Raw genomic sequence first — 25,416 nt, forward strand, 5'->3', positions numbered from 1 at the left:
TGTGGTGCGGTCCTATCCCGCGCCCCACGATTTCAGGATAGAGAAAAATGCCCCGTTCAACCATATCAGGCCCATCCCAGCGCATGCTGCGCGTCGGCGAGCAGGTGCGCCATGCGCTGTCCGAGACCTTGCAGCGCGGCGAGATCCTCGATCCGCTGATCGAGAATGCCGTGGTCTCGGTCTCCGAAGTGCGCATGTCGCCCGATCTGAAGATCGCCACCGCCTTCGTCTCGCCGCTTGGCGCCAAGGATGCCGGTGCGGTGGTCGAAGCGCTCAACAAGCATGCGAAGTTCGTCCGCGGCCGCGTCTCCGGCGCGCTGCGGCAGATGAAGTACATGCCGGAATTCCGCTTCCGGCTCGACACCAGCTACGACAATTTCCAGAAGATCAACGAATTGCTGCACTCGCCCGAAGTGGCGCGCGATCTCAGCGCCGACGACAAAGACAAGGACGACCGGAAGGACAGCGAATAGTGGCGCGCCGCGGCAAGAAGAAGGGCCGGCCGATCTCGGGCTGGCTGATACTGGACAAGCCGGTCGGCATGGGCTCGACCGAAGCCGTCTCCAAGATCAAGTGGCTGTTCCAGGCGGAGAAGGCCGGTCATGCCGGCACGCTCGACCCGCTGGCGTCCGGCATGCTGCCGATCGCACTTGGTGAAGCGACCAAGACGGTGCCTTACGTCCAGGACGGTGCCAAGGTCTACCGCTTCACGGTTGCCTGGGGCGAGGAGCGTTCGACCGACGACCTCGAAGGCCCGGCGACCAAAAGCTCGGACCGCCGTCCGGCGGAAGCCGACGTGCTGGCGCTGCTTTCGAAATATACCGGCGTGATCATGCAGACACCGCCGCAATTCTCGGCGATCAAGATCGCCGGCGAGCGCGCCTATGACCTTGCCCGCGATGGCGAGACGGTCGACATTCCAGCACGCGAGGTCGAGATCGGCCGGCTCGACCTGGTCGAGCATAAGGCCGATCGCACCATCTTCGAGGTCGAATGCGGCAAGGGCACCTATGTCCGCTCGCTGGCCCGCGACATGGGCCGCGACCTCGGCTGTTTCGGCCACATCGCCGAGCTGCGGCGGGTCGAGGTCGAACCGTTTACGCAGGAAGATTTCGTCACGGTGGCCGAGTTGGAAGCCGCCCGCTTCGGCGAGCAGGGCGAGCCGCAAGCCGCAGACGCCCCGATCGACTTCGGTGCCATCGATGCACTTCTGGTTGACACCGCCGCGGCACTCGAATGCCTGCCACAGGTCGCGATCAGCGATGATGCGGCAACCAAAATCCGCCTCGGCAATCCGGTCATCATTCGCGGCCGTGACGCGCCGGTGGAGGCAGAGGAGGCCTGCGCCACCGCGCGCGGCAAGCTGGTCGCCATCGGCGCCATCGAGCAAGGCATGTTCAAGCCAAAGCGGGTCTTTATCGGGTAACAGCTGTCTCTCGGCGTATGATCTCCAAACCGGATTCTATTTTGGGAAAGGATCATGCGCTAAATCAACAAGGCTACGGCGTCGTTTGCCGTCGGAAGGGATGCGCGGCGCCGTAGGGCCATCCGACGCTGCACTCGAGGGGGCACATGGCAAAGGCTGAGACGGGCCGGAAGCGGGCGGTGCTCAATACACGGCGGCCGCCGGTCGGGGCTTCGCCCGGCACGCTGATCGCCGACCCGGCGGCACGCCGTTCCGAGCTCAGGCTGACGTTGATCTCGCCCGAGAAGTTCAAGACGATCGACAATGCCAGCATCGACGACGTCAACACCCATTGCCACAATTGGCCGGTCATCTGGCTCGACTGCACAGGCCTCGCCAACATTCAGCTGATCGAGGAGATCGGCCGGATTTTCAACCTGCATCCGCTGGCGCTGGAAGATGTCGTCAACACGGGCCAGCGGCCGAAGGTGGATTTCTTCGAGGACCATGCCTTTGTCGTCGTCAGGATGATCGACGATGTCACCGCGCATCGCTACGAACAGATCACGGTCTTCTTCGGCAAGAACTTTGTCGTCACCTTCCAGGAGCGTGAAGGCGACCCATTCGATCCCGTGCGCAAGCGGATCGCAAGCTCGGTGCCTAACCGGTTACGCTCGCGCGGCGCCGACTATCTCGCCTACGCTTTGATCGACGCCATCGTCGACAGCTATTTCCCGCCGATCGAGGCTGCCGGCGAATTGGTCGACAGCATCGAGGACCAGATGCTGAACCAGGCGCACAAGCACCAGATGCGGCAGCTTCACGAATTGCGGCGCGATGCCAATGTGCTGAAGGGCGTGCTTTGGCCGATGCGCGATGCACTGGCGACCATGATCCGCAACGACGTGCCCTATGTGAAGGCCGAGACCAAGATATTCCTGAACGACACGCTCGATCATTCGCTGCGATTGATCGAACTGGTCGAAACCCAGCGCGACATGCTGACCGGCTTGATCGAGATGCACTTGTCGCTCAGCCAGGCGCGCACCAACGACGTCATCAGCTATCTGACGATCGTCTCGGTGATCTTCATGCCGCTTACCTTTCTTGTCGGCGTATGGGGCATGAATTTTGACCCCGACACCTCGCCCTGGAACATGCCGGAGCTGAAGGCCTATTACGGCTATCCCCTGTCGCTCGCCTTCATGGCGGTTGTTGCGGTCGGGCTCTTTGCGTACTTCAAATGGAAGAAATGGCTCTGACTAGGCGGAAGTGCCCGTTTATGCAGCAAAAAGCCGGCTTGTGAATTAGGCTGGCCTTTTTGTCGGAATTGCACTATATGCGCCGCAGCTTCGCGCTTTGACGCGTGGCTTGCACCGGCCCCTGCTGGACGACATCCCGGCTGAGGGCGTCCCGTTTCCTCAAACAGACAAGGAAAAACACGATGTCGATTACTGCCGAACGCAAGAAGGAATTGATGGGCGAATTCGCAACCGCCAAGGGCGACACCGGGTCTCCGGAAGTCCAGGTGGCTATCCTTTCCGAGCGCATCAAGAACCTGACCGACCATTTCAAGGACCACAAGAAGGATAACCATTCCCGCCGTGGTCTGCTCGCTCTCGTTTCCCAGCGCCGCAGCCTGCTTGATTATCTCAAGCGCAAGGACGACGCGCGCTATCAGACGCTGATCGAGAAGCTCGGTCTGCGCCGTTGACGAATTGACCGGCGGGTTCTTTCGAGAGCCCGCCGGTCGCGCATTGGAGCATAGGATCATCCAAGGCTCCAATGAAGGAAGTAGAGCGCCGCGCATCGGTTGGATGCGCAAAGGACGCTCGGAAGTTTAGATTTGCGCAGGATATATTCCGAAAACCTGGTTTTCGGGTTCACGCGCAAGGCCAGTCGGATCGATTGGCCAACCCGGTTTCGAAACAGCAGAGGGCCGCTCGAAACCGCCCATGGACGGTCATGGGGCAGGATTGCAGGACGCTCGTGCGGCACCGCGCCGAATAAGCCGAGCCTCCCGTTGTCTTGCCCGTGGCTGCCCGAGAAAGGAAGCCAAGGGAAAGGGGCATCCGCGCACGCTGAAACGGCGCGGCCCTTTCCGCATACGAAGGACAAGACATGTTCAATTACCACAAAGTGGAAATCGAATGGGGCGGCCGTCCGCTCATTCTCGAAACCGGCAAGATCGCACGTCAGGCTGATGGCGCCGTGCTGGCCACCTATGGCGAAACCAAGGTTCTCGCCACCGTCGTCTCGATGAAAGAGCCGAAGCCCGGCCTCGACTTCTTTCCGCTGACGGTCAACTACCAGGAAAAGACTTACGCCGCCGGCAAGATCCCGGGTGGCTATTTCAAGCGTGAAGGCCGTCCGAGCGAGAAGGAAACGCTGGTTTCCCGCCTGATCGACCGCCCGATCCGCCCGCTCTTCGCCGAGGGCTACAAGAACGACACCCAGATCGTCGTCACCGTCGTCCAGCACGATCTCGAAAATGACCCGGACATTCTGTCGATCGTCGCCACATCCGCCGCCTTGACCTTGTCCGGCGTGCCGTTCATGGGCCCGGTTGGCGGCGCCCGCGTCGGCTACATCAACGGCGAATACGTGCTCAACCCGCATGTCGACGAGATGCAGGAATCGAAGCTCGACCTAGTCGTCGCCGGCACCGCCGACGCCGTGCTGATGGTCGAGTCCGAAGCCAAGGAACTCGGCGAGGACCTGATGCTCGGCGCCGTCATGTTCGGCCACAGGGGCTTCCAGCCGGTGATCGACGCGATCATCAAGCTGGCCGAAGTCGCCGCCAAGGACCCGCGCGACTTCACCGCGCCGGACTATTCCGCACTTGAAGCCGAGATGCTGAAGATCGTCGAAGGCGAGCTTCGCGACGCCTACAAGATCACCGACAAGCAAAAGCGCTATGCCGCCGTCGACGCTGTCAAGGCGAAGGTCAAGGCCGCGTTCGCGCCGGCAGAAGGCGAAGAGGCTAAATACACGTCCGAACAGATCGGCACCGTGTTCAAGGAACTCCAGGCCAAGGTCGTGCGCTGGAACATCCTCGACACCGGTTCGCGCATCGACGGCCGCGACCTGAAGACGGTCCGCAAGATCGTCTCGGAAGTCGGCGTCCTGCCGCGCACGCACGGCTCGGCGCTGTTCACCCGCGGCGAGACCCAGGCGCTGGTCGTCGCCACGCTCGGCACCGGCGAGGACGAGCAGTATGTCGATTCGCTGACCGGCATGTACAAGGAGAAGTTCCTCCTGCACTACAACTTCCCTCCCTATTCGGTCGGTGAAACCGGCCGCATGGGTTCGCCGGGCCGCCGCGAAATCGGCCATGGCAAGCTCGCCTGGCGCGCCATCCGGCCGATGCTGCCGACCGCCGACCAGTTCCCCTATACGTTGCGCGTCGTTTCGGAGATCACCGAGTCCAACGGCTCGTCGTCGATGGCTACCGTCTGCGGCACCTCGCTGGCGCTGATGGACGCCGGCGTGCCGCTGGCCAAGCCGGTCGCCGGCATTGCAATGGGCCTGATCAAGGAAGGCGAGCGCTTCGCCGTGCTCTCCGACATCCTTGGCGACGAGGACCACCTCGGTGACATGGATTTCAAGGTTGCCGGCACCGCCTACGGCATCACCTCGCTGCAGATGGACATCAAAATCGAGGGCATCACCGAGGAGATCATGAAGATCGCGCTCGACCAGGCCAAGGAGGGCCGTCAGCACATTCTCGGCGAAATGGCCCACGCGCTGTCCGGCGCACGTGCCGAGCTCGGCGAGTTCGCGCCGCGCATTGAGGTCATGCACATCCCGACCGACAAGATCCGCGACGTGATCGGCTCGGGTGGCAAGGTCATCCGCGAGATCGTCGAAAAGACCGGCGCCAAGATCAACATCGAGGACGACGGCACGGTCAAGATCGCTTCGGCCAATGCCAAGGAGATCGAGGCGGCGAAGAAATGGATACACACCATTGTTGCCGAGCCGGAAGTCGGTGAAATCTACGAAGGCACGGTCGTCAAGACCGCCGACTTCGGCGCTTTCGTCAATTTCTTCGGTCCGCGTGACGGCCTCGTCCACATCTCGCAGCTCGCCAATGACCGCGTCGCCAAGACCTCCGATGTGGTCAAGGAAGGCGACAAGGTCTGGGTCAAGCTGATGGGCTTCGACGAGCGCGGCAAGGTTCGCCTGTCGATGAAGGTCGTTGACCAGGCCACCGGCAAGGAAATCGTGCGCGACAAGAAGAGCGAAGGCGAAGAAAACGCCGCCTAAGCTGATCTAGCGATGCAATCGAAGCGGGCGCGCCGGAAGGTCGCGCCCGTTTGCGACTCAACAACAGCCTTGCAGTTCAAGAGTGGTGAATGTCCGCCGAGCCGCTGAAGACGCTTTTCCATCCATTCGAGGCCGGGGCTGTTTCCCTGCCAGGAAAGGATGAACGCATTCTCTTTCTCGGTGCCGAGCCCGGCTTTCGCCTGCCTGAGGGGTTTGATGCCAGGCTTCATCTCGTCCAAGGCTTCCGGCCGCATTTTCGCGCCTTGCAGGCATCCGGCTTCACGGTCACGCCGCAGGTCGAAGGCGAGACTTTCGACGCGGCATTTGTGCTCGCCGGCCGCCATCGCGGCCGAAACGAGTTGCGCGTCGCCGAAGCGGTCGAACGCGTGGCACCAGGCGGGTTGATCGTCGTCGCCGGCGGCAAGGACGATGGCGTCGCCAGCCTGCGCAAGCATATCGGCGCCCTTGTGCCGATCGAAGGCCACCTGCCGAAGCATCACGGCATTGCCTTCTGGTTTCGCAGGCCGGCCGATATCGTTGCCGCGGCAACGCTTCGCGCCGCCAATGCGGACTTGGTGGTCGAGGACCGCTTCCGCACGGCCCCAGGCATGTTTTCGTTCGACAAGATCGATGCGGGATCGAAGCTGCTGGTCGAAAATCTGCCCAACGATCTGCGTGGCAGCGTTGCGGATTTCTGTGCCGGCTGGGGCTATGTCGCCGCCGAAGTCGCCGCCCGCTCACCCGGCATATCGGCGCTTGACCTTTACGAAGCGGATTTCGAAGCGCTGGAGGCGGCGAAAGCCAATGTCGGCAACACAGGCGTGGAGCCAAGTTTCTTCTGGATAGATCTTTTGAGCGAGCCGGTCGAGCGCCGCTACGATGTGGTCGTCATGAACCCGCCCTTTCACCGCAGCCGGGCGACTGAGCCGGAAATCGGTGCCGGCATGATTCGCGCGGCAGGCAAGGCGTTGAAGCCGGGCGGCCGGCTGTTCATGGTGGCAAACCGTCAGCTTCCCTACGAACCGGTGCTGGCGGCCGCCTTCTCCAGCCATGCGGAGTTCGCCCGCGACGGCATGTTCAAGATCTTCTCGGCGAGACGCTGAGACGCTGCGGGGCCAGCCGGCGACACGTCGCTCGCGCTATTCCCGCCCGCCGTCGGTCTGCTTCAACTCGTCAAGCGTCGGCATGGACACGATGTGATAGCCGGAATCGACATAGTGGATTTCGCCGGTGACGCCGGAGGACAGGTCGGACAGCAAATAGAGCGCGGAGCCGCCGACTTCGTCGATCGTTACCGTGCGACGTAGCGGCGAGTTGCGCTGCTGGTAGGAGAACATGTGGCGTGCGTCGGAAATCCCGGCGCCCGCAAGCGTCCGTACCGGTCCCGCCGATATGCCGTTCACCCTGATGCCGCGCGGGCCGTAGTCGTTGGCGAGATAGCGGACGCTGGCCTCCAGCCCGGCCTTGGCGACACCCATGACGTTGTAGTTCGGCATGACACGGACCGAACCGGCATAGGTCAGCGTGATCATCGAACCGCTATCCTTCATCAATGTGGCGGCGTGGCGGGCGACCTCGGTGAAGGAGTAGCAGGAGATCACCATGGTGCGGATGAAGTTGTCACGACTGGTGTCGGCGTAGAGGCCTTTCAGCTCGTTCTTGTCGGAAAAGCCGATGGCATGGACGACGAAATCCAGCCCGCCCCACGCCTTGCCCAAAGTCTCGAAGGTCGCGGCGACCGACACGCTGTCCTCGACGTCGCAAGGCACCACCAGGGATGCACCCAATTTCTCGGCGAGCGGCTTGACCCGGCGCCCGAAGGCCTCACCCTGATAGGTGAAGGCGAGGTCCGCGCCATGTTCGGACAGTTTGCGGGCGATACCCCAGGCGATCGAGTGATCGTTGGCAACACCCATGACAAGCCCGCGCTTGCCCTTCATCAATCCGTCCATGGTCGGCAAATCCTTATGCGGAATAGCGCTGGAAAATCAGCGTAGCGTTGGTGCCACCGAAACCGAACGAATTGGACAAAACGGTGTCGATCCTGGCTTCGTCGATGCGCTTGCGCACGATCGGCATGCCTTCGAATTCCGGATCGAGGTTGTCAATGTGGGCGCTCTCGCCGATGAAGCCGCCTTGCATCATCAGGATCGAGTAGATCGATTCCTGCACGCCGGCCGCACCCAGCGAATGGCCGGTCAGCGATTTGGTCGACGTGATGAAAGGCATCTTCTCGCCGAACACCTCGCGGATGGCGCCCATTTCCTTGGAGTCGCCGACCGGCGTCGAGGTGCCGTGTGTATTGATGTAGTCGACCGGCGAGGACACCGTTGCGAGCGCCTGCTTCATGCAGCGCGCCGCGCCTTCGCCCGATGGCGCCACCATGTCGTAGCCGTCCGAGGTCGCGCCATAGCCGACGATCTCGGCATAGATCTTGGCGCCGCGGGCCTTGGCATGCTCGAGCTCTTCAAGAATCAGCACGCCGGCGCCGCCGGCAATGACGAAACCGTCGCGATCGACGTCGTAGGCGCGGGAGGCGACCGATGCCCTGTCGTTGAACTTGGACGACATCGCGCCCATGGCATCGAAGAGATCCGACATCGTCCAGTCGAGATCCTCATGGCCGCCGGCGAAGACGATGTCCTGCTTGCCCCACTGGATCAGCTCGTAGCCATTGCCGATGCAATGCGCAGACGTCGAGCAGGCCGATGAGATCGAATAGTTGACGCCGTGGATCTTGAACCAGGTGGCAAGCGTCGCCGACGCGGTCGACGACATCGCCTTTGGCACCGCGAACGGCCCGATCCGCTTGGGACTGCCGTTCTTGATCGTGGTCTCGGCCGCTTCGACGATTGCTCGGGTCGACGGTCCGCCGGAGCCCATCACGATGCCGGTGCGCTCGTTGGTGATGTCGGTCTCGTCGAGGCCGGCGTCTGCGATCGCCTGGTCCATTGCGACGTGGTTCCAGGCAGCACCCTGCGACAGGAAGCGCATGGCACGACGGTCGATCATGCCCGATGGATCCAGCGTCGGCGCACCCCACACCCGGCAACGGAAGCCATGCTCGGCGAAAGAGTCGGAGAAGCTGATGCCGGATCTGGCATCGTGAAGCGAGGTCTGCACCTCGTTGGCATTGTTGCCGATCGACGACACGATGCCGAGACCTGTGACTACGACCCGTCTCATTCGCAACTCCTTCCAGCGCGGACCCCGAACCTGAAATCAATTTCCGGAACGGAACCATGCGCAAATTAAAGTGCTACAGCGTCCTTTGGACGTCCAAGACGTGGCACTGTAGGGTCTTCGTTCAGACGGCGGCCGGTTGCTTGGACAGACCGACCTTCAGATCCGTTGCCGCGTATATGGGCTCGCCATCTGCCTTCAGCCAGCCATCGGCGATGCCAAGCACAAGCCGACCGCGCATCACTCGCTTGAAGTCGACGCCATACTCCACTTTCTTGACCGAGGGCGTGACCATGCCTTTGAACCTCACCTCGCCGGTCGACAGCGCCATCCCCTTGCCGGGTTCACCGAGCCATCCGAGATAGAACCCCGTCAACTGCCACATGGCGTCCAGGCCCAGGCATCCCGGCATGATCGGATTGCCGATGAAATGGCAGGCGAAAAACCACAAATCCGGCTTGATATCGAATTCCGCGCGGATGAAACCCTTGTCGAACGCACCGCCAGTTTCGCTGATCTCGGTGATGCGGTCGAACATCAGCATCGGCGGATAGGGCAGCTGCGCATTTCCCGGTCCGAACAGCTCGCCGCGGGCGCAGGCAAGCAATTCCTCGTAACCGTAGCTGGATTTCGAACCCGCCATCAATCTCGTCCCCGTGATCGTCCCGGGCGATAGGCGCCCTTCTCGGTGGTTTCCTAACACAATCTGTTTCAGGCCGGAAACCGGCGTTTGCGCTTAACCTGCCCGTCTGCCCGGGTCAATGCGCGCTATTGATCGCATTCGGTCGACAGAATATATGTCACGACACGTTCAGTTTCGGCAGATGCTCTATTTCTGCCATTTTGGGCGTGTCTGAGGCGGAACTGTGAGCGCGACGGGTAGATGGATCTGGGTTGCCGGAAGGATAATGTCGCTGTGGACAAGCGGGTTCGCGAGGCCGGTCTGAGGCCGACACGCCAGCGCATCGCGCTGGCCGATCTGCTTTTCGCTAAGGGCGACCGCCATCTTTCGGCCGAGGAACTGCACGAGGAGGCGCTTGCCGCTGGCGTGCCGGTGTCCCTGGCCACCGTCTACAATGCTCTGCACCAGTTTACCCAGGCCGGTCTTCTGCGCATCCTTGCCGTCGAGGGATCGAAGACTTATTTCGACACCAACACCTCCGATCACCATCATTTCTATATCGAGGGCGAAAACAGGATCTTCGATATCGACAGCGGCCCGGTGACGGTTTCCAACCTGCCGGAACCGCCGGAAGGCATGGAGATCGCCAATGTCGATATCGTGGTGAGACTGCGTCCGAAACGCTGCGACTGACCGGCGCCTTATGAAATTCCTGGATTTGACGCTCCGGCTCGAATGGGTCGCCGTCGCGGTGGCGGCTCTTGTCTTCTATGCAATGGCCGGTGTTTCCTGGTGGCTATTTGCAGCGCTCATTCTGGCGCCCGACCTGTCGATGCTTGGTTACATGGCGGGGCCGCGCGTCGGGGCCGTCGCCTACAACGCCTTGCACATTCTGATCTTGCCCGTTCTGCTGGCGCTTGTCGGCAGCGTCTTTGACAATGCAATGGCGATAGCTGTTGCGCTGATCTGGATCGCCCACATCGCCATCGACCGCGCTCTGGGCTATGGCTTGAAGCTGTCGAGCAGTTTTCAGGACACCCATCTCGGCCGCATCGGCCGCTAAACCATCCCCGAACCGAAGATCAGCGAAACAAATGCCGGATCCGTGCTTGCAGCGCTGGTCCGACCTCCGGTTCGGAAAAGTCAGTTCTTGACCTTTTCGCCGGGATAGGCACCCCAGACCAGCGACTGCGCGAGCCAGCCGGTGTGGCCGTCGAAGGTCATTTCGCACCACTGGCCATCGCAGGACTTGATCGTGCCCATCACCCCCGGTTCGAGGATCGCGATGACGCCTGCATCTTTTGCCGGGTCGTCGAGGAGGTTGACGCGAGCGTCCTTGCCGCGCTGCCAGGGGGCGACGATCGCCGTGCGGCGGCCCGATAGCAGCGACTGATTGATCCAGCCTTCCGAGCCGTCGGCATCGCGCACCCGGCGCCACGTATCGAACTCCTGGATGATCTCCATCGGCAGGCCTGGCTTCATATACATCCAGTCGACGGAATAGTTGACGCCCGGCCCAACGCGCGAGTTGACGCGGCCGGATTTCAGGCTAACGAAGCGCGGCAGCGGCAAGCCGCTTGGTCCGAGCGTGACGCTCTGGGCAGGTGCCGCGGCACTTTGCGCCATCACCAGTGGGCTATGGATGAGAGCGCCGAGGAATGCTGCACTGAGGGTCAGGCGGAGCGACGCGAAACCAGACACTTTCGTTCCTTTCGGCGCCGGCCCATCGGCCTTCGCCCCTTTTTCTTTGTCTTCGGCGGAACCGCTTGTTACATGGATGACCGGTACCGCGATCGGCTCTCAGTTTCGCCGTTCTTGGTTAAAGAGGTCTCAACGAGATCGGGTTCGAGGAAACAATGGCAGGCAAAAAGAAGCCCCTCGTCATCATCACGCGCAAATTGCCCGACCCGGTCGAGACCCGCATGCGCGAATTGTTCGACGCCCGCTTGAATGTCGAGGACAGGCCGATGACGCAGCCGGAATTAGTGGCGGCGGTCAAGGAGGCCGACGTGCTGGTGCCGACCGTGACCGACAATATCGATGCGGCGCTGATTGCCCAGGCTGGCGACAACCTCAAGCTGATCGCCAATTTCGGCAATGGCGTCGACAAGATCGATGTTGCGGCAGCGGCCAAGAAAGGCATCACCGTCACCAACACGCCGAACGTGTTGACCGAAGATACGGCCGACATGACCATGGCGCTGATGCTGGCCGTGCCGCGGCGGCTGGCCGAAGGCGCCAACGTGCTGACCGGCGATAAGAAATGGGCGGGCTGGTCGCCGACCTGGATGCTCGGCCGGCGCATCTGGGGCAAACGGCTCGGCATCGTCGGCATGGGTCGCATCGGCACCGCCGTCGCCAGGCGCGCCAAGGCCTTTGGCCTCTCGATCCACTACCACAACCGCCACCGCGTGCTGCCGGCAATCGAGGACGAGTTGGAGGCGACGTATTGGGAAAGCCTCGACCAGATGCTCGCCCGCATGGACATTATCTCGGTCAATTGCCCATCGACACCGGCAACCTTCCACCTGCTTTCGGCGCGGCGGCTGGCGCTTCTGCAACCGTCAGCTTACATAGTCAACACCGCGCGCGGCGATATCATTGACGAGGAATCGTTGGTCAAGCTCATCCATGACGGCAAGATCGCCGGCGCCGGCCTCGACGTCTACGAGCACGAGCCGGCGCTGAACAGCAAGCTGCTGAAGCTCGCCCACAAAGGCAAGGTCGTGCTGTTGCCGCATATGGGTTCGGCGACGCTCGAAGGCCGTATCGACATGGGCGAGAAGGTGATCATCAACATCCGCGCCTTCTTCGACGGTCATCGCCCGCCCGACCGCGTGCTGCCGTTGCGGGCGTGACCTGCCGTCACGCCGGCACGGTCTTGCCGCAGCAACCGCGCTCGTCGTTGGATAGCATTGGCTTACGAAAGCGCCTTGCGCATGGTGATTGAGGTCGGCCGGTCGTAGCCCCTGTGCGCTGTCCGTTCGGTTTCTCGAAAACCGAGGCGGGCAAAGGCTGCGTGATTTCCGGTCAGCTCGATCCGGGTCTGGAGCTCGATGGCGGTCCTGTTGTGGCTGCGGGCAAGATCTTCGACGGCCTGCATCAGCTGTTTTCCAACGCCTTGTCCCTGAATAACCGGCTCGACCGCGAGCTTTCCAATATAGAAGTCGTCTGCCCGCTTCAGGACGAAGACGCAACCGACGATCTCGTTTTCCTTCAGCGCCAGGAATGCTGTCTCCTCCAGGGCTCTAGCCCTGAGATTTTCAACGGTGAGCCGATGCGCCGAGGACAGCGGGTCAATAACCCCGTCCATGAAGGCGAAGGCGCGCATGACCAGCGCCAGCACCTCGTCCCAACGGTCGAAATCGGCCGCAAGCTGCACGATGGAAACGTCGGCAGGCAGGCTCACCGGCTGGTTCGCTTGTAGCGGATCGTGTCGAAGCGTGCCGCCAGCGCATCGTAGAGCAGCAGTCGTCCGACCAGCGGCTCGCCAATCCCGGTGATCAGCTTGATCGCTTCCATGGCCTGCAGCGTGCCGATGACCCCGGTCAGCGCGCCGACAATGCCGGCCACCGCACAGGATGGCACCAGTCCCGGCGGCGGCGCCTCGGGAAAGAGATCGCGGTAGCTTGGGTTCAACGTGCCGTCCGGACCGGTTTCGAACGGCTTCAGCACGGTGACCGAGCCGTCGAAGCGGCCAACGGCCGCATGCACGAGCGGCCGGCCCTCGGCGGCGCAGGCGTCGGCTACAGCGTAGCGTGTCTCGAAATTGTCGGAGCCGTCAACGACGATGTCATAACGGGCAATGAGAGCAGGGGCGTTGTCCACGGTCAGCCTGAAATTGTGCTCTTCCACGACGACGTTTGGATTGATGCGGACGATCGCCGCCCTGGCGCTGTCGGTTTTCGCCACGCCGACATCGCCCGTGGCGTGGATCACTTGTCGTTGCAGGTTGGAAAGCGAAACGATGTCGTCGTCGACGATACCGAGGGTGCCAATCCCTGCGGCGGCGAGATATTCGAGCACCGGCGCTCCCAATCCGCCGGCGCCGATGACCAGCACCCGCGCCCGCTTCAGCCGCTGCTGGCCGGCGCCGCCGATTTCGGGCAGCACGATGTGGCGGGCGTAGCGTTCGAGTTCTTCATCGGTGAGGGCGGCTGTGATCATCGCCGGACCATATAGCGGAGGAGAAAGCTTGTCAGCGCCATCCATGCGGCTCAGAAATGTGCCATGGAGGAAGTTCAAATGGTCGGCCTGACCGTACCGTGATCGACGGTCAGGAACTGCGCGCGTCCCTTGAGGCTGTCAAACAATGCGGCATCGGTCCCGGTCATGAAAGCCTGGCAGTTCAGCTCCTCCAGGATCGAGAACAAGGCCGCCCGTCGACCGCCGTCGAGATGGGCAGCAATCTCGTCGAGCAGCAGGATCGGCGTCATGCCCGACATCTCGCCGGTTAGCCGCGCATGCGACAAGACAATGCCGACCAGCAGCGCCTTCTGCTCGCCGGTCGAACAGAGCTCGGCCGGCATCGCCTTGGGCCGGTGGCGCACCACAAGGTCGGAACGGTGCGGACCGTCGAGCGTGCGTCCGGCGGTGCGGTCGCGGTCGCGCCCCTGGGCAAGCGCACGACGGAACCGTTCCTCGACGTCGACGGCCGGCAACATACCGATTTCGCCTTCCAGTTCGCCCGAGATGCCGATGTCAGCTTGCGGGAACGGTCCATCGCCGGGCAGCCGGTCGATCATGCCGGCGAGCAGGCGCACCAGTTCGGCACGCGCCGCGGCAATTGCCACGCCGGTCTCGGCCATTTGCATCTCGATCGCATCGAACCAGGCACCGTCACGTGAACCGTCGGCGAGCAGCCTGTTGCGGCCGCGCATTGCCTTTTCGTAGTCAAGCGCGCGCTGGCCGTGGCCGGGATCGATCGCCAGCACCAGCCGGTCGAGGAAGCGCCGGCGGTCGGCCGCCGGCCCGGGGAACAGCCCGTCCATGGCCGGTGTCAGCCAGACCACGCGCAGCCATTCCAGCATGTCTTCGGCTGAGCGCGCGGCTGCGCCGTTGATCCGCACCCGCCTGCCGCCTTCGCTGTCGCTGCCAGCAATCCCGGTACCGATCTCGACCTGGCCTTCCGGTCCGTCAAGCCGGGCATGCAGCGCAAAGCCACCGTCGCCGCCTTCGCGCGCCACCTCGGCATAGGGTGCGCGGCGCAGGCCGCGGCCTGGCGTGAGCAGCGAGATCGCTTCAAGCAGATTGGTCTTGCCGGCGCCATTGTCGCCGGAGAAAACCACAGCGCCGGGATCAAGGTCGATTGCCAACGCCGCATAGTTGCGGAAATTCGTAAGTGTAAGCTTACTTATGTAGGTCTGCTGCGGTTTTGCAGATCTGGTCACGACAGCAAGATGGCCCCGTTCGGGCCCTACACCCGCATCGGCATCAGCACGTAAAGCGCGGTCTCGTCGGCCATGTCGTGGATCAGCGTCGGGGAACCGGCATCCGCCAGCATGAACTTCGCCTCCGTGCCGGTCAGTTGCGCGGCAACGTCGAGCAGGTATTTGGCGTTAAAGCCGATCTCGATCGGATCGGACGAATAGTCGGCCGCCAATTCCTCGGTGGCACTGCCCGAATCCGGGTTGTTGACCGCAAGCGTGACCTGCCCTTCGGCGATCGTAAGCTTCACCGCCCGGCCGCGTTCGGACGAAATGGTCGAAACGCGATCGACGGCAGCGGCGAAACTCTGGCGATCGATAATCAGCTTCTTGTCGTTGCCGGTCGGAATGACGCGCTGGTAGTCCGGGAAAGTGCCGTCGATCAGCTTGGAGGTCAAGATGACGCTGCCGATGGTGAAACGGATCTTGGTGTCCGACAGCTCGGTCGTCACTGCAACATCGGGATCGTCGACCAGCTTTTGCAGCTCGCTGACCGTCTTTCGCGGGATGATGACGCCAGGCATGCCCTCAGAGCCTGCCGGCGCATCGATCTCGGCGCGCGCCAGCCGGTGGCCATCGGTCGCGACCGAGCGCAGCTTCAGCTTGCCGCCGGCTTCGTGCGTGTGCAGATAGATGCCGTTCAGATAATAGCGCGTCTCCTCGGTCGAGATGGCGAACTGGGTCTTTTCGATGAGGCCCTTTAGTCCGACGGAATCGAGCCGGAAAATATGCGAGAACGACCCGGCTGAAAGCTCGGGAAAGTCGGACTGCGGCAAGCATTGCAGGCGGAAGCTCGAGCGTCCCGACGTTACCGTCATGGCGTTGCCGTCTTCGTCGGTCTTCAGCGCCACCTCCGCGCCGTCGGCAAGCTTGCGCACGATGTCGTAGAGCAGATGCGCCGGGACCGTCGTCGCCCCGCCACGCTCGACCTTTGCCGGCGTTGCTTCGGTCACCTCCAGGTCGAGGTCGGTCGCCTTCATTTCAAGGCTGGCCCCCTCGGCGCTGAGCAGCACGTTCGACAGGATCGGAATGGTGTTGCGCCGCTCGACCACGCGGTGAACATGGTTGAGCGACTTCAGGAGATTTGACCGTTCCAGGATAACACGCATGACGAAACAGGCTCGCTTGAATGAATGAACGGGTCTCCGGCAAGCGGCGCCCCGCGAAAGGTCTGAACAGGCTCAGAATCTGCGTAAACTGACAGGAAAAACCCGGCAAACGCAAGCCCGCGCCACCGGTTCGGGCCGGCTGCACGGGCTTTCTGGGGATAAAAAGGCCGAAGTCCGCGAGCCGGCGTTTTTCGGGCCGTCAGGCCTGGTCGTTGATCAGCCTTCTCAGCAATTCGAGTTCCTGCGCCAGTGTGTTGTCGGCACCGGAAAGATCCTCGATCTTGCGCACCGCATGCAGCACGGTCGTATGGTCACGGCCGCCGAACCGCCGCCCAATCTCCGGCAGCGAGCGCGGCGTCATCACCTTCGACAGATACATGGCGACCTGCCGTGGCTTGACGATGGTGCGTGTGCGCCGGTTCGACAGAAGTTCGGTCTTCGACACGTTGTAGTGGCGCGCGACGATGCGCTGGATGTCCTCGATACGCACCCGTTTGGGTTCGCCCGAACGATAGATGTGGCCAAGGATCTCGTCGATGCGGTCGATGGTGATCTGCGGTTCGAAGGATTGGCGAAACAAAAGCTGGTTGAAGGCACCTTCGAGTTCGCGTCCGCTGCCGGTCACCGTGCGGGCGACGTGGTTGAGGATCTCTTCGGAAATATCGAGCGACTCATCGTCGATCTTGGCGGTGGCAAGCCTGAGCTTGAGCATACCGATACGCATGGCGAAATCCGGGGCTGACATTTCCAGCGCGACGCCGCCGTTGAGGCGCGAGCGGACGCGAGGCTCCAGCGACTCCAATTCCGACGGCGGCCGGTCGGCAGCGACCACCACTTGCTTGGCGCTGTCGAGCAGCATGTTGATCAAATGGCAGAATTCGTGCTGGATCGACTTGCCCTGCAGGAACTGCATGTCGTCGATGATGAGGAGGTCGATGTCGCGCAGCTGTTCTTTCAGCGTCAGTGCGTTGTTGTCGCGGATCGCGGTGGCGAACCGCCACATGAAATACTCAGCCGTCAGATAGACGACCCGCGATTTCGGATTCTGCTTCAGCGATTCTGCGGCGATCGCCTGCAACAGATGCGTTTTGCCCAGCCCGACCGTCGCGTGGAGAAAGAGTGGATTGAAACGCACCGCGCTCGACTGCGATTCCGCGACCGCCTTGGCGGCGGCAAAAGCCACTCGGTTCGATGGTCCTTCGATGAAGGAGGTGAAAGTGTAGCGTGGATCGAGCGGCGAACCGAGAACATTGTGCCGGAACTCGGTTTCTGCCGGCATCCCCGGGCGGGGTGCCGGGACCCGTTCGACCCTGCTGGGGCTCGCCGTGCCGGCAGAGAGCGCGGTTTGCGTCTGCCTGGTCATCTTGCGCGCCGGGGCCACTTCTGGCTCGACGCTGTTGCGGCCCTGGCGTGTGGCGGTACGAACCACGATTTCGATCTTGAGGATCTCCGGATCCTCGTGCTTCCACAACTCGGTGATAAGATCGAGATAGTGGCCGTTGATCCATGAACGCAGGAATGCGGTTGGCACAGAGATGCGGACAATGCCCTTGGAGGATTCAGCGACCTTCATGCGCCCGAACCAGCTCGAATAGACCTCGGTTCCCAGACGAGCCTTCAACTGGGCCTTGACCCGATCGAACTTCTGTTCAGCTTCATTGGAAGCCGCCATGTCGTTCCTTCCGATTAACGTTCCAGGAAATGGGAGGTCGCCTGTAAGCTCCCTTTCGATGCCGCCGCTCTGCATGATCGAGTTCCTTGTCTCTTGTACCTGTTTTCCGCCGGGGATGCGCCTCCTGCATCCATGTTTCCGGCGACCGTGTCTTCGCTGCGACACCATCGCCGCCGCCGGCCGATGAATCGCCTCGTTGTCGGTCCGGCGCCGAAGAGCCGATCCGCCTTGGTCATGTCAGGGCAACAAAATGCCGTCCGGCGAAAAACCGCCGGCGCACCGTCGACCTGCCATGTACAATTACGCCAGTCCCCTACCGTATCGAAAAGACAAACCAACCCCGTCCGCGGAGTTGAATCCGCGCTGTAAACTCTGCCAATTTGAGCTGGCCGGTTTCAGGCTGGTCAAGGGCCAAGGGCCCGTCCCTTCGATGGACAGACATTACCGAAATCGCTGTGGATAGGGCAAGGCCACCCCTAACGGATTTTTAAGGAATCTGCCTAGCAAGGGACGTTTCGGATGCCGTGCTGCAACAGTTGATTTTGACAAAGCCATTGTGATTCAAACCCTTTTCCGCCGAATATGAAAAAGGCCACACAACGCGAAATTTTCTGAAATAATTCACTTGACAGCCAATTGTCGCCTATCGGCTGCAGCTGATGTGAACAAGCTGTGGATCACCATCGGTAAGCTCCTGAAAAGAAACGGTAATCTGTGGCGCTCGGAAATTTTCGTATGGGCGGTTTCGGAGGCTCCGAATATGAGCGGGCATGTATATGCCGGCAAAGCATTTCGAACTTTGAAATGCTCGCGGAGCGCCGTTTTGCGGGCTTTCTTTTAAGTACTTGCCGGCAAACGAAAAAACCCGGCGCGATTGGCCGGGTTTGAAGAAGCGCAGTTCAGGATGGATATATTAGGCTGACAGCACCTTGACCCGTTGGGCCAGCCGCGACACCTTGCGCGATGCCGTGTTCTTGTGCACCACGCCCTTGGTCGCGGCGCGCATCAATTCCGGCTCGGCCACCTTGAAGGCAGCCTGTGCGGCCGCCTTGTCGCCAGCCGCGAGCGCCTCTTCGACCTGGCGGATGTAGGTCCGGACGCGGGAGCGGCGGTTCTTGTTGATCGCTGCGCGACGGGCGATCTTGCGCGTTGCCTTTTTGGCCGAGGAGGTATTGGCCATGGTGCCTCTCTTCTGATCTGGTGGGCGCTTGCGGGATACCGCAGGGCGCAAAAAACAAACGGGCAGCCACAGGGCCGCCTCGGTTGGTGCGGCTTATAGTTCAGCTTTTCCGGCGCGTCAACGCTGCAGCGCTTTCTTTTTGACCGGCGCCTTCGTCATCTCATCGGTTCGTGAAATTCGGCTTCCGCTTGCCAGTAAAGGCCGCCATGCCTTCCTTCTGGTCATCCAGCGCAAACAGCGAATGAAACAGCCGGCGCTCGAACCGCAGACCCTCTATCAGCGTCGTCTCATAGGCGCGGTTGACGGCCTCCTTTGCCATCATCACCGACGGCAAGGAAAAACCGGCGATCTTGGCGGCTGCCTTAAGCGCTTCCTCGATCAACTCGCCGGCTGGTACGACGCGCGAGACAAGGCCGGAACGCTCGGCCTCGGCTGCGTCCATCATTCGCCCCGTCAGGCACATATCCATCGCCTTCGACTTGCCGACGAAGCGGGTCAGGCGCTGCGATCCACCCATGCCGGGCATGACGCCCAGCGTGATCTCGGGTTGGCCAAACTTGGCGGTGTCGGCGGCGATGATGAAGTCGCACATCATCGCCAGTTCGCAGCCGCCGCCCAGCGCATAACCCGCCACCGCCGCGATGATCGGCTTTCGTGCTCGCGTAAATTCTTCCCAGCCGACGAAGAAGTCCTGCAGATAGGCATCCACATAGGAGATCGACTGCATTTCCTTGATGTCGGCACCTGCCGCGAAAGCCTTTTCCGAACCAGTGATGACCATGGCGCCAATGTCGGCATTGGCGCCCATGCTATTCACCGACGCGACCAGTTCCGCCAGCACTTGTGAATTCAGCGCGTTGAGCGCCTGCGGCCGGTTCAGCGTAATGAGCCCGACCTTGCCGCGGGTTTCGACGATGATGGTTTCGTAGCCCATGCTTTGCTCCTCCTCCTCGCTTCTGGTTCAAGCCTGACAGGTCCGGCAGTGGAAAGTCGAACGACCGCTTTGCACGATACGCTCGATGTGGCCGCCACAACCAGGCTTGGAGCAGGCTTCGCCCTCGCGATCGTAAACCGCGAAGGAATGCTGGAAGTAGCCCAGCGATCCATCGGTCTGCATATAATCGCGCAACGACGAGCCGCCGGCGGCGATCGCATCGGCGACGACCGAGCGGATTGCTTCGGCCAGGCGTTCGCTCTGCTCTTTGGCTTTCTTGCCGGCTCTCGCGAGGGTGCCCGCTTCGCGCAGCGGCGACAGGCCGGCCCGCCAAAGCGCTTCCGAGACGTAGATATTGCCTAGCCCGGCGATCAGCCTCTGGTCCAGAAGTGCCGCTTTCAGCGGTGACTTGCGACCTTTCAGCAACGAAGCGAGCAGCGCGCCGTCCAGTGCATTGCCTGTAGGCTCGACGCCCAATCCCGCCAGCATCGGATGCATGTCGGGCTCGCCTTCCGCAAACAGCATGAACCCGAAGCGGCGCGGGTCGTTGAAGATCACGCGAGAGCGGACGCCGGCAGGTGATGCGATGTCGAAGACCACGTGATCGTGAGCGCTATTTTTTGAACGTTCGTGGTGGAACGCGCCGGGCGTTGCGCTCTCGTCGGCCGTTTCGATGCGAAACGAACCCGACATGCCGAGATGGCAGATCAAAACCGGGCCGTTGTCCACGTGGATCGTCAGATATTTGGCACGGCGGCCGAGCGCCGCAATCGTCTTGCCGGTCAGCCGCTCCGAAAATCTCTCGGGGAACGGAAACCGCAAATCCGGCCGGCGTGCCTCGACACCGACAATGCGGGCACCTTCAAGGGCCGGCTGCAGACCGCGCCTGACTGTTTCGACCTCCGGCAGCTCAGGCATGGCCATCTATCGTGGCATGGAAGGAGGTGCCGTAACGGCCGCGCGCCAGCCCGAGATGTTCGGCCACGGTTTCGCCGATGTCGGCAAACGTCGTCCTCAGTCCGATGTCTGCGCCTTTGAAACCCGGCCGTGTCCCGATAACCGGAATTCGCTCGCGTGTGTGATCGGTGCCGCGCCACGTCGGATCGTTGCCGTGATCGGCGGTCAAAATGAGCAGATCGCCTGGCCTCAGCCGTGCGAATGCCTCGGGCAGGCGCCGGTCGAAAGCTTCGAGTGCGGCGGCATACCCCGCAACGTCGCGCCGATGCCCGAACTCGGTGTCGAAGTCGACAAAGTTCGCGAAGACGAGGTCGCCGTCGCGGGCATCTTCCATGGCGCCAAGCGCTTTGTCGAACATTGCCATGTTGCCGGCAGCCTTGCGGACTTCCGAGATCCCACGATGGGCGAAAATGTCGCCGATCTTGCCGACCGCGATAACCCGGCCGCCGCGCGCCGTCAGCCGGTCGAGCAGCGTCGGTTCCGGCGGCGGTACGGCATAGTCGCGACGATTATGCGTTCGCTCGAACGTGGCGGCTTCACCGATAAACGGCCGCGCGATGACGCGGCCGATATTCAGCTGATCGACGAGCCTGCGCACCACCTTGCAGAACTCGTAAAGCCGTTCCAGGCCGAAATGAACCTCATGCGCGGCGATCTGCAGGACGGAGTCGATCGAGGTGTAGCAGATCGGCTTGCCGGTGCGGATATGGTCTTCGCCGAACCGTTCGATGATCTCGGTGCCCGGAGCATGGCAATTACCGAGGATGCCGGGCACCTTCCCTTCACGCACCATTGCTTCGGTCAATTCGGCTGGAAAGGCGGGAATCGTGTCCGGGAAGTAACCCCAGTCGAAACGGACCGGCAGGCCGGCTATTTCCCAATGGCCCGATGGCGTGTCCTTGCCGCTCGAAACCTCTTGGGCCGCCCCGTGAAAGGCGGTGGCAAGCGGGGCACTGCCGCCATTCTCGAACCTGAAACCCGTCGCCGTTGCCGCGGCCTGGCCGAGGCCGAGCGCGAGCATGTTTGGTACAAGAAGGGGCCCGTCACGCAGGCCTTCGCGATCGGCGCGGCCTTCCGCGCAGGCCCGCGCGATGTGTGCGAACGTATTGGAGCCGGTATCGCCATAACGTTCGGCATCGGCCGCGCCGCCGATGCCGAAGGAGTCGAGGACAAAAAGGAAGGCGCGTGCCATCGAATGGTTCATCATTGCCTGTGTGTTGGCTCAGACATAGGGTTCCGCGCCGCCATTGGCAATTCGGAAACCCGAACGGCACGGATTGGCGTGCTGGCCCGGGAGAGACGAATCGCGGCATGGTCGATCTGCCGATGGAAATGCGCGGCGTGAAGCTCGCATGATGCCTGCCCTGAACGCATTCGCCGCCGTACTGGCTTTGCTGCTGGATGCGTCTTGCGCAAACCTGGCGCGAGCCGATTGGCGCGATGTTATCGGAACGTTCCGTATCGATATCGTCGCCGAACCGTTGCCGGTCCGAGGGACGATGTGTTGGCCGCTCTAGTCTCGGCCCGCGGTCGCAAGCACTAGCAACAGCCCGTTAGCGGGCTTCAGGCGTCAGCAATCGCTGCACGGAATGGTCGGGCTCCTGCGCGGCCGCAGATAGTAAGTTTCCGCCATCGATATCGAATTGAAGACCGAGGTCAACCCGAACCGGCTTTGGCCGTCCGCCGACCAAGTGATGATTGGCTTGTACGCGAGATCGCTTTCGACCCGAATGAGGAAAGTGCCTTTGATCTTGAGCGCGCTCGGGACCGTTGTGGTGGAATCCTTGACCGCGTCGACGCTAGAGACGCCATCGACCAGTTTGCGCGACCACACGACCAGGACTTTCGGCGTCGTCTCGTTCGTAACCTGTATCGCCGTGATGATGATCTTCGGTTTCGAGCGGTTGTAGGGCTGCAGCGTGGAACTGCCGATCGCCATGATGGCATCGACATCGGCCGCCTTGACGGTCTGCTGCTGCGTGACGAGATCCGCTACCATGCTGCCGATGCGGCTGACCTTCTTGCTGCTCTCGATGGCTTGCGAGGCCTCCATTGTCATAAAGTACATGATCAACAGGACGGGCACGATGAGGGCAAACTCGACAGCCGCAATACCGCGGCGGTCCGAGCAAAGCCGGACTGCTCTTGTACAAATCCCTGCGATGCCCAGCTGTGCCCCCGCACGAATCATGGCTTTGCCCTTTTCAAGCGACTACGTGGTTCAGTTGTCGAACGGCTCGTTCTGCCAAGTGATCGAAGCAAAATGCAGCGTTTTGCCGTCCTTCAGGTTGGCCATCGATTTGGCCATGAAGTCGGTCATCACCGGCCATTTGTAAAAAACCCGCAGCATGTTTCTCGACTCCGCCAGGCCAGGTGCGACGGTGAAGGTCTGTGTGCTCGTGCCCTTGGTCAGCACGACGTCGCCATCCTGAATCTTGAAACCGGCCAGCGCCGCATCGGCGAAGGTCGGATATTCGCGCAAGTCCACCAGCAATCCGGGACAGGTCTTGGCGACCATGATCTCCAATTTGGTGCAGATCATATCCCGCAGCTTGGTACCGGACACATCGGTCGGTCTTAGTTGGCCGGTACGCAGCTGGCGCGCGATGTCGTCGGTGGCGTTTGCCATCACTTCCTGTGCGGCAAAAGAAATGCAGCTCTCCAGGATGGCGAAGACAAGAAGCGCGAAAGGAATTGCAAGCATGGCGAATTCGATCGCCGTGCTCCCGCGGCGGTCGCCCAGAAACCGTCTTGGAAAACCTGCTCGTCCTGCGTTGCTCATGTCCTCTGCCCGCCGATGCCGCTTCTGTATCGGTCCCACCCTTAGTCGGAACCGATTGAAGTCCGGTTGGAATGACCGTTAAATTCAATGGGAAGGCCTTAACCCGGCGATAACCGAAGCACGTTCCCGTCAAAGGCGGAGACGTCGGCTAGCTAATGCCCGGCGCTCATTTCGGCTTCAGAGGCCTTCTCGGCATCGCTCTTATACGAGCTTTCGCAATATGGCGCGCAGGACATGGTCTGTACTTCGGAACGCCGATAGATGCGCACCGACGATGCTGCCTGGCGCACGACGGTTATTTGCTCATCGACGATCGGGTTACCCTCCTGGTCGAGGACGACGAGATTGGTGACGCCAAATCCCTTGCCGGTCAGTACGATCGTCGATGCGTCCTGCACGGAGGCGTCGGCGATCGCCGGATTGCCGACGACAATCGTATCGGCGGCGCGCGACAATTTGATGATCTTTGCCTGGTTCATCGTCACCTCGATGCCGGCGCCGGCCTTGGCTGGAAAGGCGAAAGCCGCTGCGGCAAAAAGCACGGCAACTGGAAATGATGATCTCGGCCCGGCCATTGAGGCGCCCCCTGGCAAACTGTTCAACAGAACATGAACGAGATTGGTGAACCAACCGTTAAGCGGCTGGAGTTCAGGATCAAGCCGGAACCGACATTGGGCCTAGCCGGCACGGCTGGAACGTCTTTGCCGAATTGCGCCTTTTGCGCCTTTTGTCAGCCCGTGGGCCCAGCGGCGGGTATTTTAGTTCTAGGTTAACCACGCAAGGTCGTCGAAGCGGGAAAGGAATCGGTAAGCCTGTTTATTAAGCCGATTGAAACAGCTTCTCCTTAGATTCGCAGCATCCGATCAGCCACCAAGAGAAGTTGACGGAAGTGCTGTAACAATTGGAGTAGGAGCTCGAATGTCTAACCTCATCGCACGTTTTGTGAAGGACGAATCCGGCGCGACCGCTATCGAATACGGTCTGATCGCCGCCCTTATCGCGCTCGCCATCATGGTCGGCGCCGGCTCGCTCGGCAACGCGCTGAACGCCAAGTTCAGCACCATCTCCACTAAGGTGAGCGGTAGCTGACCGTAACAGGTTCGCTTGTTCTCCAAATAAGGGCCGCCGCACTGGCGGCCCTTATTTAGTCTTCAGTCCCAGCACGATTTCAAATTCGGGCCTTATCAATCGTTAAGCGAATGTGACTAGGCTAAGGGCCAGATGCAATTTGACCACAGGCGCCGCGCTGATGCTTGAAGCCGTGATCTTCGTCGTGTTTCCGTTCTGCATGCTTTTTGCCGCGATCTCCGATATGCTTTCGATGACGATCGCCAATCGCGTGCCGGTGTTGCTTGTGGTTGTCTTCGCCTTGGCTGCGCCTTTGACCGGCATGGACTGGGTCACCTATGGCTGGCATTTCGCCGCCGCCGGCCTGGTTCTCGCGGTGACGTTCGGCCTGTTCGCGCTCGGCGGCATGGGCGGTGGCGACGCCAAGCTTCTGGCTGCCACTGCTATGTGGATGGGACTGAACATCCATCTCATCGAGTACCTCGTCGCCTCGACATTCATCGGCGGCCTGCTGACGCTAGCCATCCTCGCCTATCGAAAGTCGCCGCTTGCCGCCGTCACAAGCCACAATCCGTTCCTGCGCCATTTCGCCGATGAGGCGACCGGCGTTCCGTACGGCATCGCGCTTGGCATTGGCGGTCTGCTCACCTATTCCGACTCGCCGTTGATGGCCTGGGCACTTACCAGGCTGGCGGGCTGAATTCCGCTTCACGCCGTTGGCGCCGAGCAGGCGAGTTGGCCACGTCTTTCTTTCGGGCCGGGCTTGTCGGTCTAATTTATGTAAACGTTAAATTAATCACGATCGTAAG

The 25,416-nt window shown here is 61.5% G+C and carries 27 protein-coding genes and 1 pseudogene; 12 read left to right on the plus strand and 16 right to left on the minus strand.

Annotation, left to right across the window (positions count from 1 at the left end; translation table 11 throughout):
• Positions 1-47 precede the first annotated feature (47 nt).
• The 6 genes from rbfA (at position 48) to NKI19_RS18495 (ending at position 6,777) form a co-directional block, all read left to right on the plus strand.
• Positions 48-473, plus strand: a complete 426-nt coding sequence (gene rbfA / locus NKI19_RS18470; RefSeq protein WP_352488165.1) for a 30S ribosome-binding factor RbfA — start codon at positions 48-50, stop codon at positions 471-473.
• Entirely contained in the window at positions 473-1,426 is a 954-nt protein-coding gene (truB, locus tag NKI19_RS18475) for a tRNA pseudouridine(55) synthase TruB (RefSeq protein ID WP_352488166.1), read from the plus strand. The genes rbfA and truB overlap by 1 nt, the downstream gene beginning before the upstream one ends.
• Before the next feature lie 146 nt (positions 1,427-1,572).
• Positions 1,573-2,667 carry a magnesium/cobalt transporter CorA gene (gene corA / locus NKI19_RS18480; protein WP_352488168.1) on the plus strand — a complete coding sequence of 365 codons (1,095 nt, stop codon included), beginning with the start codon at positions 1,573-1,575 and terminating at the stop codon, positions 2,665-2,667.
• A gap of 104 nt (positions 2,668-2,771) precedes the next feature.
• Positions 2,772-3,119 carry a 30S ribosomal protein S15 gene (gene rpsO / locus NKI19_RS18485; protein WP_502899304.1) on the plus strand — a complete coding sequence of 116 codons (348 nt, stop codon included), beginning with the start codon at positions 2,772-2,774 and terminating at the stop codon, positions 3,117-3,119.
• 407 nt (positions 3,120-3,526) lie between these two features.
• Complete coding sequence (gene pnp / locus NKI19_RS18490; RefSeq protein WP_352488169.1) at positions 3,527-5,674, plus strand: polyribonucleotide nucleotidyltransferase; 2,148 nt, start codon at positions 3,527-3,529, stop codon at positions 5,672-5,674.
• Between the two features lie 89 nt (positions 5,675-5,763).
• The gene (locus NKI19_RS18495; protein WP_352488170.1) at positions 5,764-6,777 is read left to right on the plus strand and encodes a class I SAM-dependent methyltransferase; all 1,014 of its coding nucleotides are present in this window, start codon (positions 5,764-5,766) and stop codon (positions 6,775-6,777) included.
• A gap of 36 nt (positions 6,778-6,813) precedes the next feature.
• Here the strand turns inward: NKI19_RS18495 and fabI are convergent, their stop codons facing one another.
• From fabI to fabA, 3 genes are all read right to left on the minus strand, one after another.
• Positions 6,814-7,626, minus strand: a complete 813-nt coding sequence (fabI, locus tag NKI19_RS18500) for an enoyl-ACP reductase FabI (RefSeq protein ID WP_352488171.1) — start codon at positions 7,624-7,626, stop codon at positions 6,814-6,816.
• A 13-nt stretch (positions 7,627-7,639) separates the two neighbouring features.
• Positions 7,640-8,860 (minus strand): beta-ketoacyl-ACP synthase I, encoded by a 1,221-nt coding sequence (gene fabB / locus NKI19_RS18505; RefSeq protein WP_292654004.1) that lies wholly within the window; start codon positions 8,858-8,860, stop codon positions 7,640-7,642.
• 121 nt (positions 8,861-8,981) lie between these two features.
• On the minus strand, positions 8,982-9,500 hold the full coding sequence (gene fabA / locus NKI19_RS18510) for a 3-hydroxyacyl-[acyl-carrier-protein] dehydratase FabA (protein ID WP_254816277.1): 519 nt from the start codon (positions 9,498-9,500) through the stop codon (positions 8,982-8,984).
• A gap of 240 nt (positions 9,501-9,740) precedes the next feature.
• On the opposite strand from fabA, the gene irrA reads away from it, so the two are divergent.
• Positions 9,741-10,172, plus strand: coding sequence for an iron response transcriptional regulator IrrA (irrA, locus tag NKI19_RS18515; RefSeq protein WP_023676913.1), 432 nt, complete (start codon positions 9,741-9,743; stop codon positions 10,170-10,172).
• A 10-nt stretch (positions 10,173-10,182) separates the two neighbouring features.
• Positions 10,183-10,542 (plus strand): DUF4260 domain-containing protein, encoded by a 360-nt coding sequence (locus tag NKI19_RS18520; protein WP_352488172.1) that lies wholly within the window; start codon positions 10,183-10,185, stop codon positions 10,540-10,542.
• Positions 10,543-10,622: 80 nt separating this feature from the next.
• Here the strand turns inward: NKI19_RS18520 and NKI19_RS18525 are convergent, their stop codons facing one another.
• On the minus strand, positions 10,623-11,180 hold the full coding sequence (locus NKI19_RS18525; RefSeq protein ID WP_023676915.1) for an SH3 domain-containing protein: 558 nt from the start codon (positions 11,178-11,180) through the stop codon (positions 10,623-10,625).
• Between the two features lie 155 nt (positions 11,181-11,335).
• Between NKI19_RS18525 and NKI19_RS18530 the strand changes: the two genes are divergently transcribed.
• Complete coding sequence (locus tag NKI19_RS18530; protein WP_254816279.1) at positions 11,336-12,337, plus strand: 2-hydroxyacid dehydrogenase; 1,002 nt, start codon at positions 11,336-11,338, stop codon at positions 12,335-12,337.
• A 62-nt stretch (positions 12,338-12,399) separates the two neighbouring features.
• Here NKI19_RS18530 and NKI19_RS18535 read toward each other — a convergent pair whose 3' ends face one another.
• The 9 genes from NKI19_RS18535 to NKI19_RS18575 all read right to left on the minus strand — a co-directional run bounded on the left by NKI19_RS18535 (position 12,400) and on the right by NKI19_RS18575 (position 21,949).
• Positions 12,400-12,888: a GNAT family N-acetyltransferase gene (locus tag NKI19_RS18535; RefSeq protein WP_352488173.1), complete on the minus strand. Its 489-nt coding sequence runs from the start codon at positions 12,886-12,888 to the stop codon at positions 12,400-12,402.
• Complete coding sequence (locus NKI19_RS18540; RefSeq protein ID WP_352488174.1) at positions 12,885-13,646, minus strand: molybdopterin-synthase adenylyltransferase MoeB; 762 nt, start codon at positions 13,644-13,646, stop codon at positions 12,885-12,887. The genes NKI19_RS18535 and NKI19_RS18540 overlap by 4 nt, the downstream gene beginning before the upstream one ends.
• Before the next feature lie 74 nt (positions 13,647-13,720).
• Positions 13,721-14,869: a DNA replication/repair protein RecF gene (recF, locus tag NKI19_RS18545; RefSeq protein ID WP_352488175.1), complete on the minus strand. Its 1,149-nt coding sequence runs from the start codon at positions 14,867-14,869 to the stop codon at positions 13,721-13,723.
• A 26-nt stretch (positions 14,870-14,895) separates the two neighbouring features.
• Positions 14,896-16,014 carry a DNA polymerase III subunit beta gene (gene dnaN / locus NKI19_RS18550; RefSeq protein WP_352488176.1) on the minus strand — a complete coding sequence of 373 codons (1,119 nt, stop codon included), beginning with the start codon at positions 16,012-16,014 and terminating at the stop codon, positions 14,896-14,898.
• 199 nt (positions 16,015-16,213) lie between these two features.
• Complete coding sequence (gene dnaA, locus NKI19_RS18555) at positions 16,214-17,761, minus strand: chromosomal replication initiator protein DnaA (protein WP_352488177.1); 1,548 nt, start codon at positions 17,759-17,761, stop codon at positions 16,214-16,216.
• 838 nt (positions 17,762-18,599) lie between these two features.
• Entirely contained in the window at positions 18,600-18,866 is a 267-nt protein-coding gene (gene rpsT, locus NKI19_RS18560) for a 30S ribosomal protein S20 (RefSeq protein WP_023676922.1), read from the minus strand.
• Positions 18,867-19,026: 160 nt separating this feature from the next.
• Positions 19,027-19,800 carry an enoyl-CoA hydratase gene (locus tag NKI19_RS18565; RefSeq protein WP_352488178.1) on the minus strand — a complete coding sequence of 258 codons (774 nt, stop codon included), beginning with the start codon at positions 19,798-19,800 and terminating at the stop codon, positions 19,027-19,029.
• A 27-nt stretch (positions 19,801-19,827) separates the two neighbouring features.
• A complete protein-coding gene (gene mutM / locus NKI19_RS18570) occupies positions 19,828-20,718 on the minus strand; it encodes a bifunctional DNA-formamidopyrimidine glycosylase/DNA-(apurinic or apyrimidinic site) lyase (RefSeq protein WP_352488179.1) in 891 nt (296 codons plus the stop codon).
• Entirely contained in the window at positions 20,711-21,949 is a 1,239-nt protein-coding gene (locus NKI19_RS18575) for a phosphopentomutase (protein WP_352488180.1), read from the minus strand. Before NKI19_RS18575 ends, mutM begins: the two co-directional genes overlap by 8 nt.
• Positions 21,950-22,109: 160 nt before the next feature.
• Between NKI19_RS18575 and NKI19_RS32870 the strand changes: the two are divergent.
• Positions 22,110-22,238: pseudogene (locus NKI19_RS32870) on the plus strand (phosphate/phosphite/phosphonate ABC transporter substrate-binding protein); the annotation flags it as partial.
• Positions 22,239-22,327: 89 nt separating this feature from the next.
• On the opposite strand, the gene NKI19_RS18580 reads toward NKI19_RS32870, so the two are convergent.
• The 3 genes from NKI19_RS18580 to NKI19_RS18590 all read right to left on the minus strand — a co-directional run bounded on the left by NKI19_RS18580 (position 22,328) and on the right by NKI19_RS18590 (position 24,114).
• The gene (locus NKI19_RS18580; RefSeq protein ID WP_352488181.1) at positions 22,328-22,948 is read right to left on the minus strand and encodes a TadE/TadG family type IV pilus assembly protein; all 621 of its coding nucleotides are present in this window, start codon (positions 22,946-22,948) and stop codon (positions 22,328-22,330) included.
• 30 nt (positions 22,949-22,978) lie between these two features.
• Entirely contained in the window at positions 22,979-23,539 is a 561-nt protein-coding gene (locus NKI19_RS18585) for a TadE/TadG family type IV pilus assembly protein (protein ID WP_352488183.1), read from the minus strand.
• A 152-nt stretch (positions 23,540-23,691) separates the two neighbouring features.
• Positions 23,692-24,114 (minus strand): pilus assembly protein N-terminal domain-containing protein, encoded by a 423-nt coding sequence (locus NKI19_RS18590; protein ID WP_352455128.1) that lies wholly within the window; start codon positions 24,112-24,114, stop codon positions 23,692-23,694.
• 343 nt (positions 24,115-24,457) lie between these two features.
• Here NKI19_RS18590 and NKI19_RS18595 point away from each other — a divergent pair, with 343 nt between their 5' ends.
• Positions 24,458-24,628 carry a Flp family type IVb pilin gene (locus tag NKI19_RS18595; protein WP_352488184.1) on the plus strand — a complete coding sequence of 57 codons (171 nt, stop codon included), beginning with the start codon at positions 24,458-24,460 and terminating at the stop codon, positions 24,626-24,628.
• 160 nt (positions 24,629-24,788) lie between these two features.
• Positions 24,789-25,307, plus strand: a complete 519-nt coding sequence (locus NKI19_RS18600; RefSeq protein ID WP_352488185.1) for an A24 family peptidase — start codon at positions 24,789-24,791, stop codon at positions 25,305-25,307.
• Positions 25,308-25,416: the final 109 nt, after the last annotated feature.

The sequence above is a fragment of the Mesorhizobium sp. M0751 genome (assembly GCF_040320265.1).
Taxonomy (GTDB): Bacteria; Pseudomonadota; Alphaproteobacteria; order Rhizobiales; family Rhizobiaceae; genus Mesorhizobium.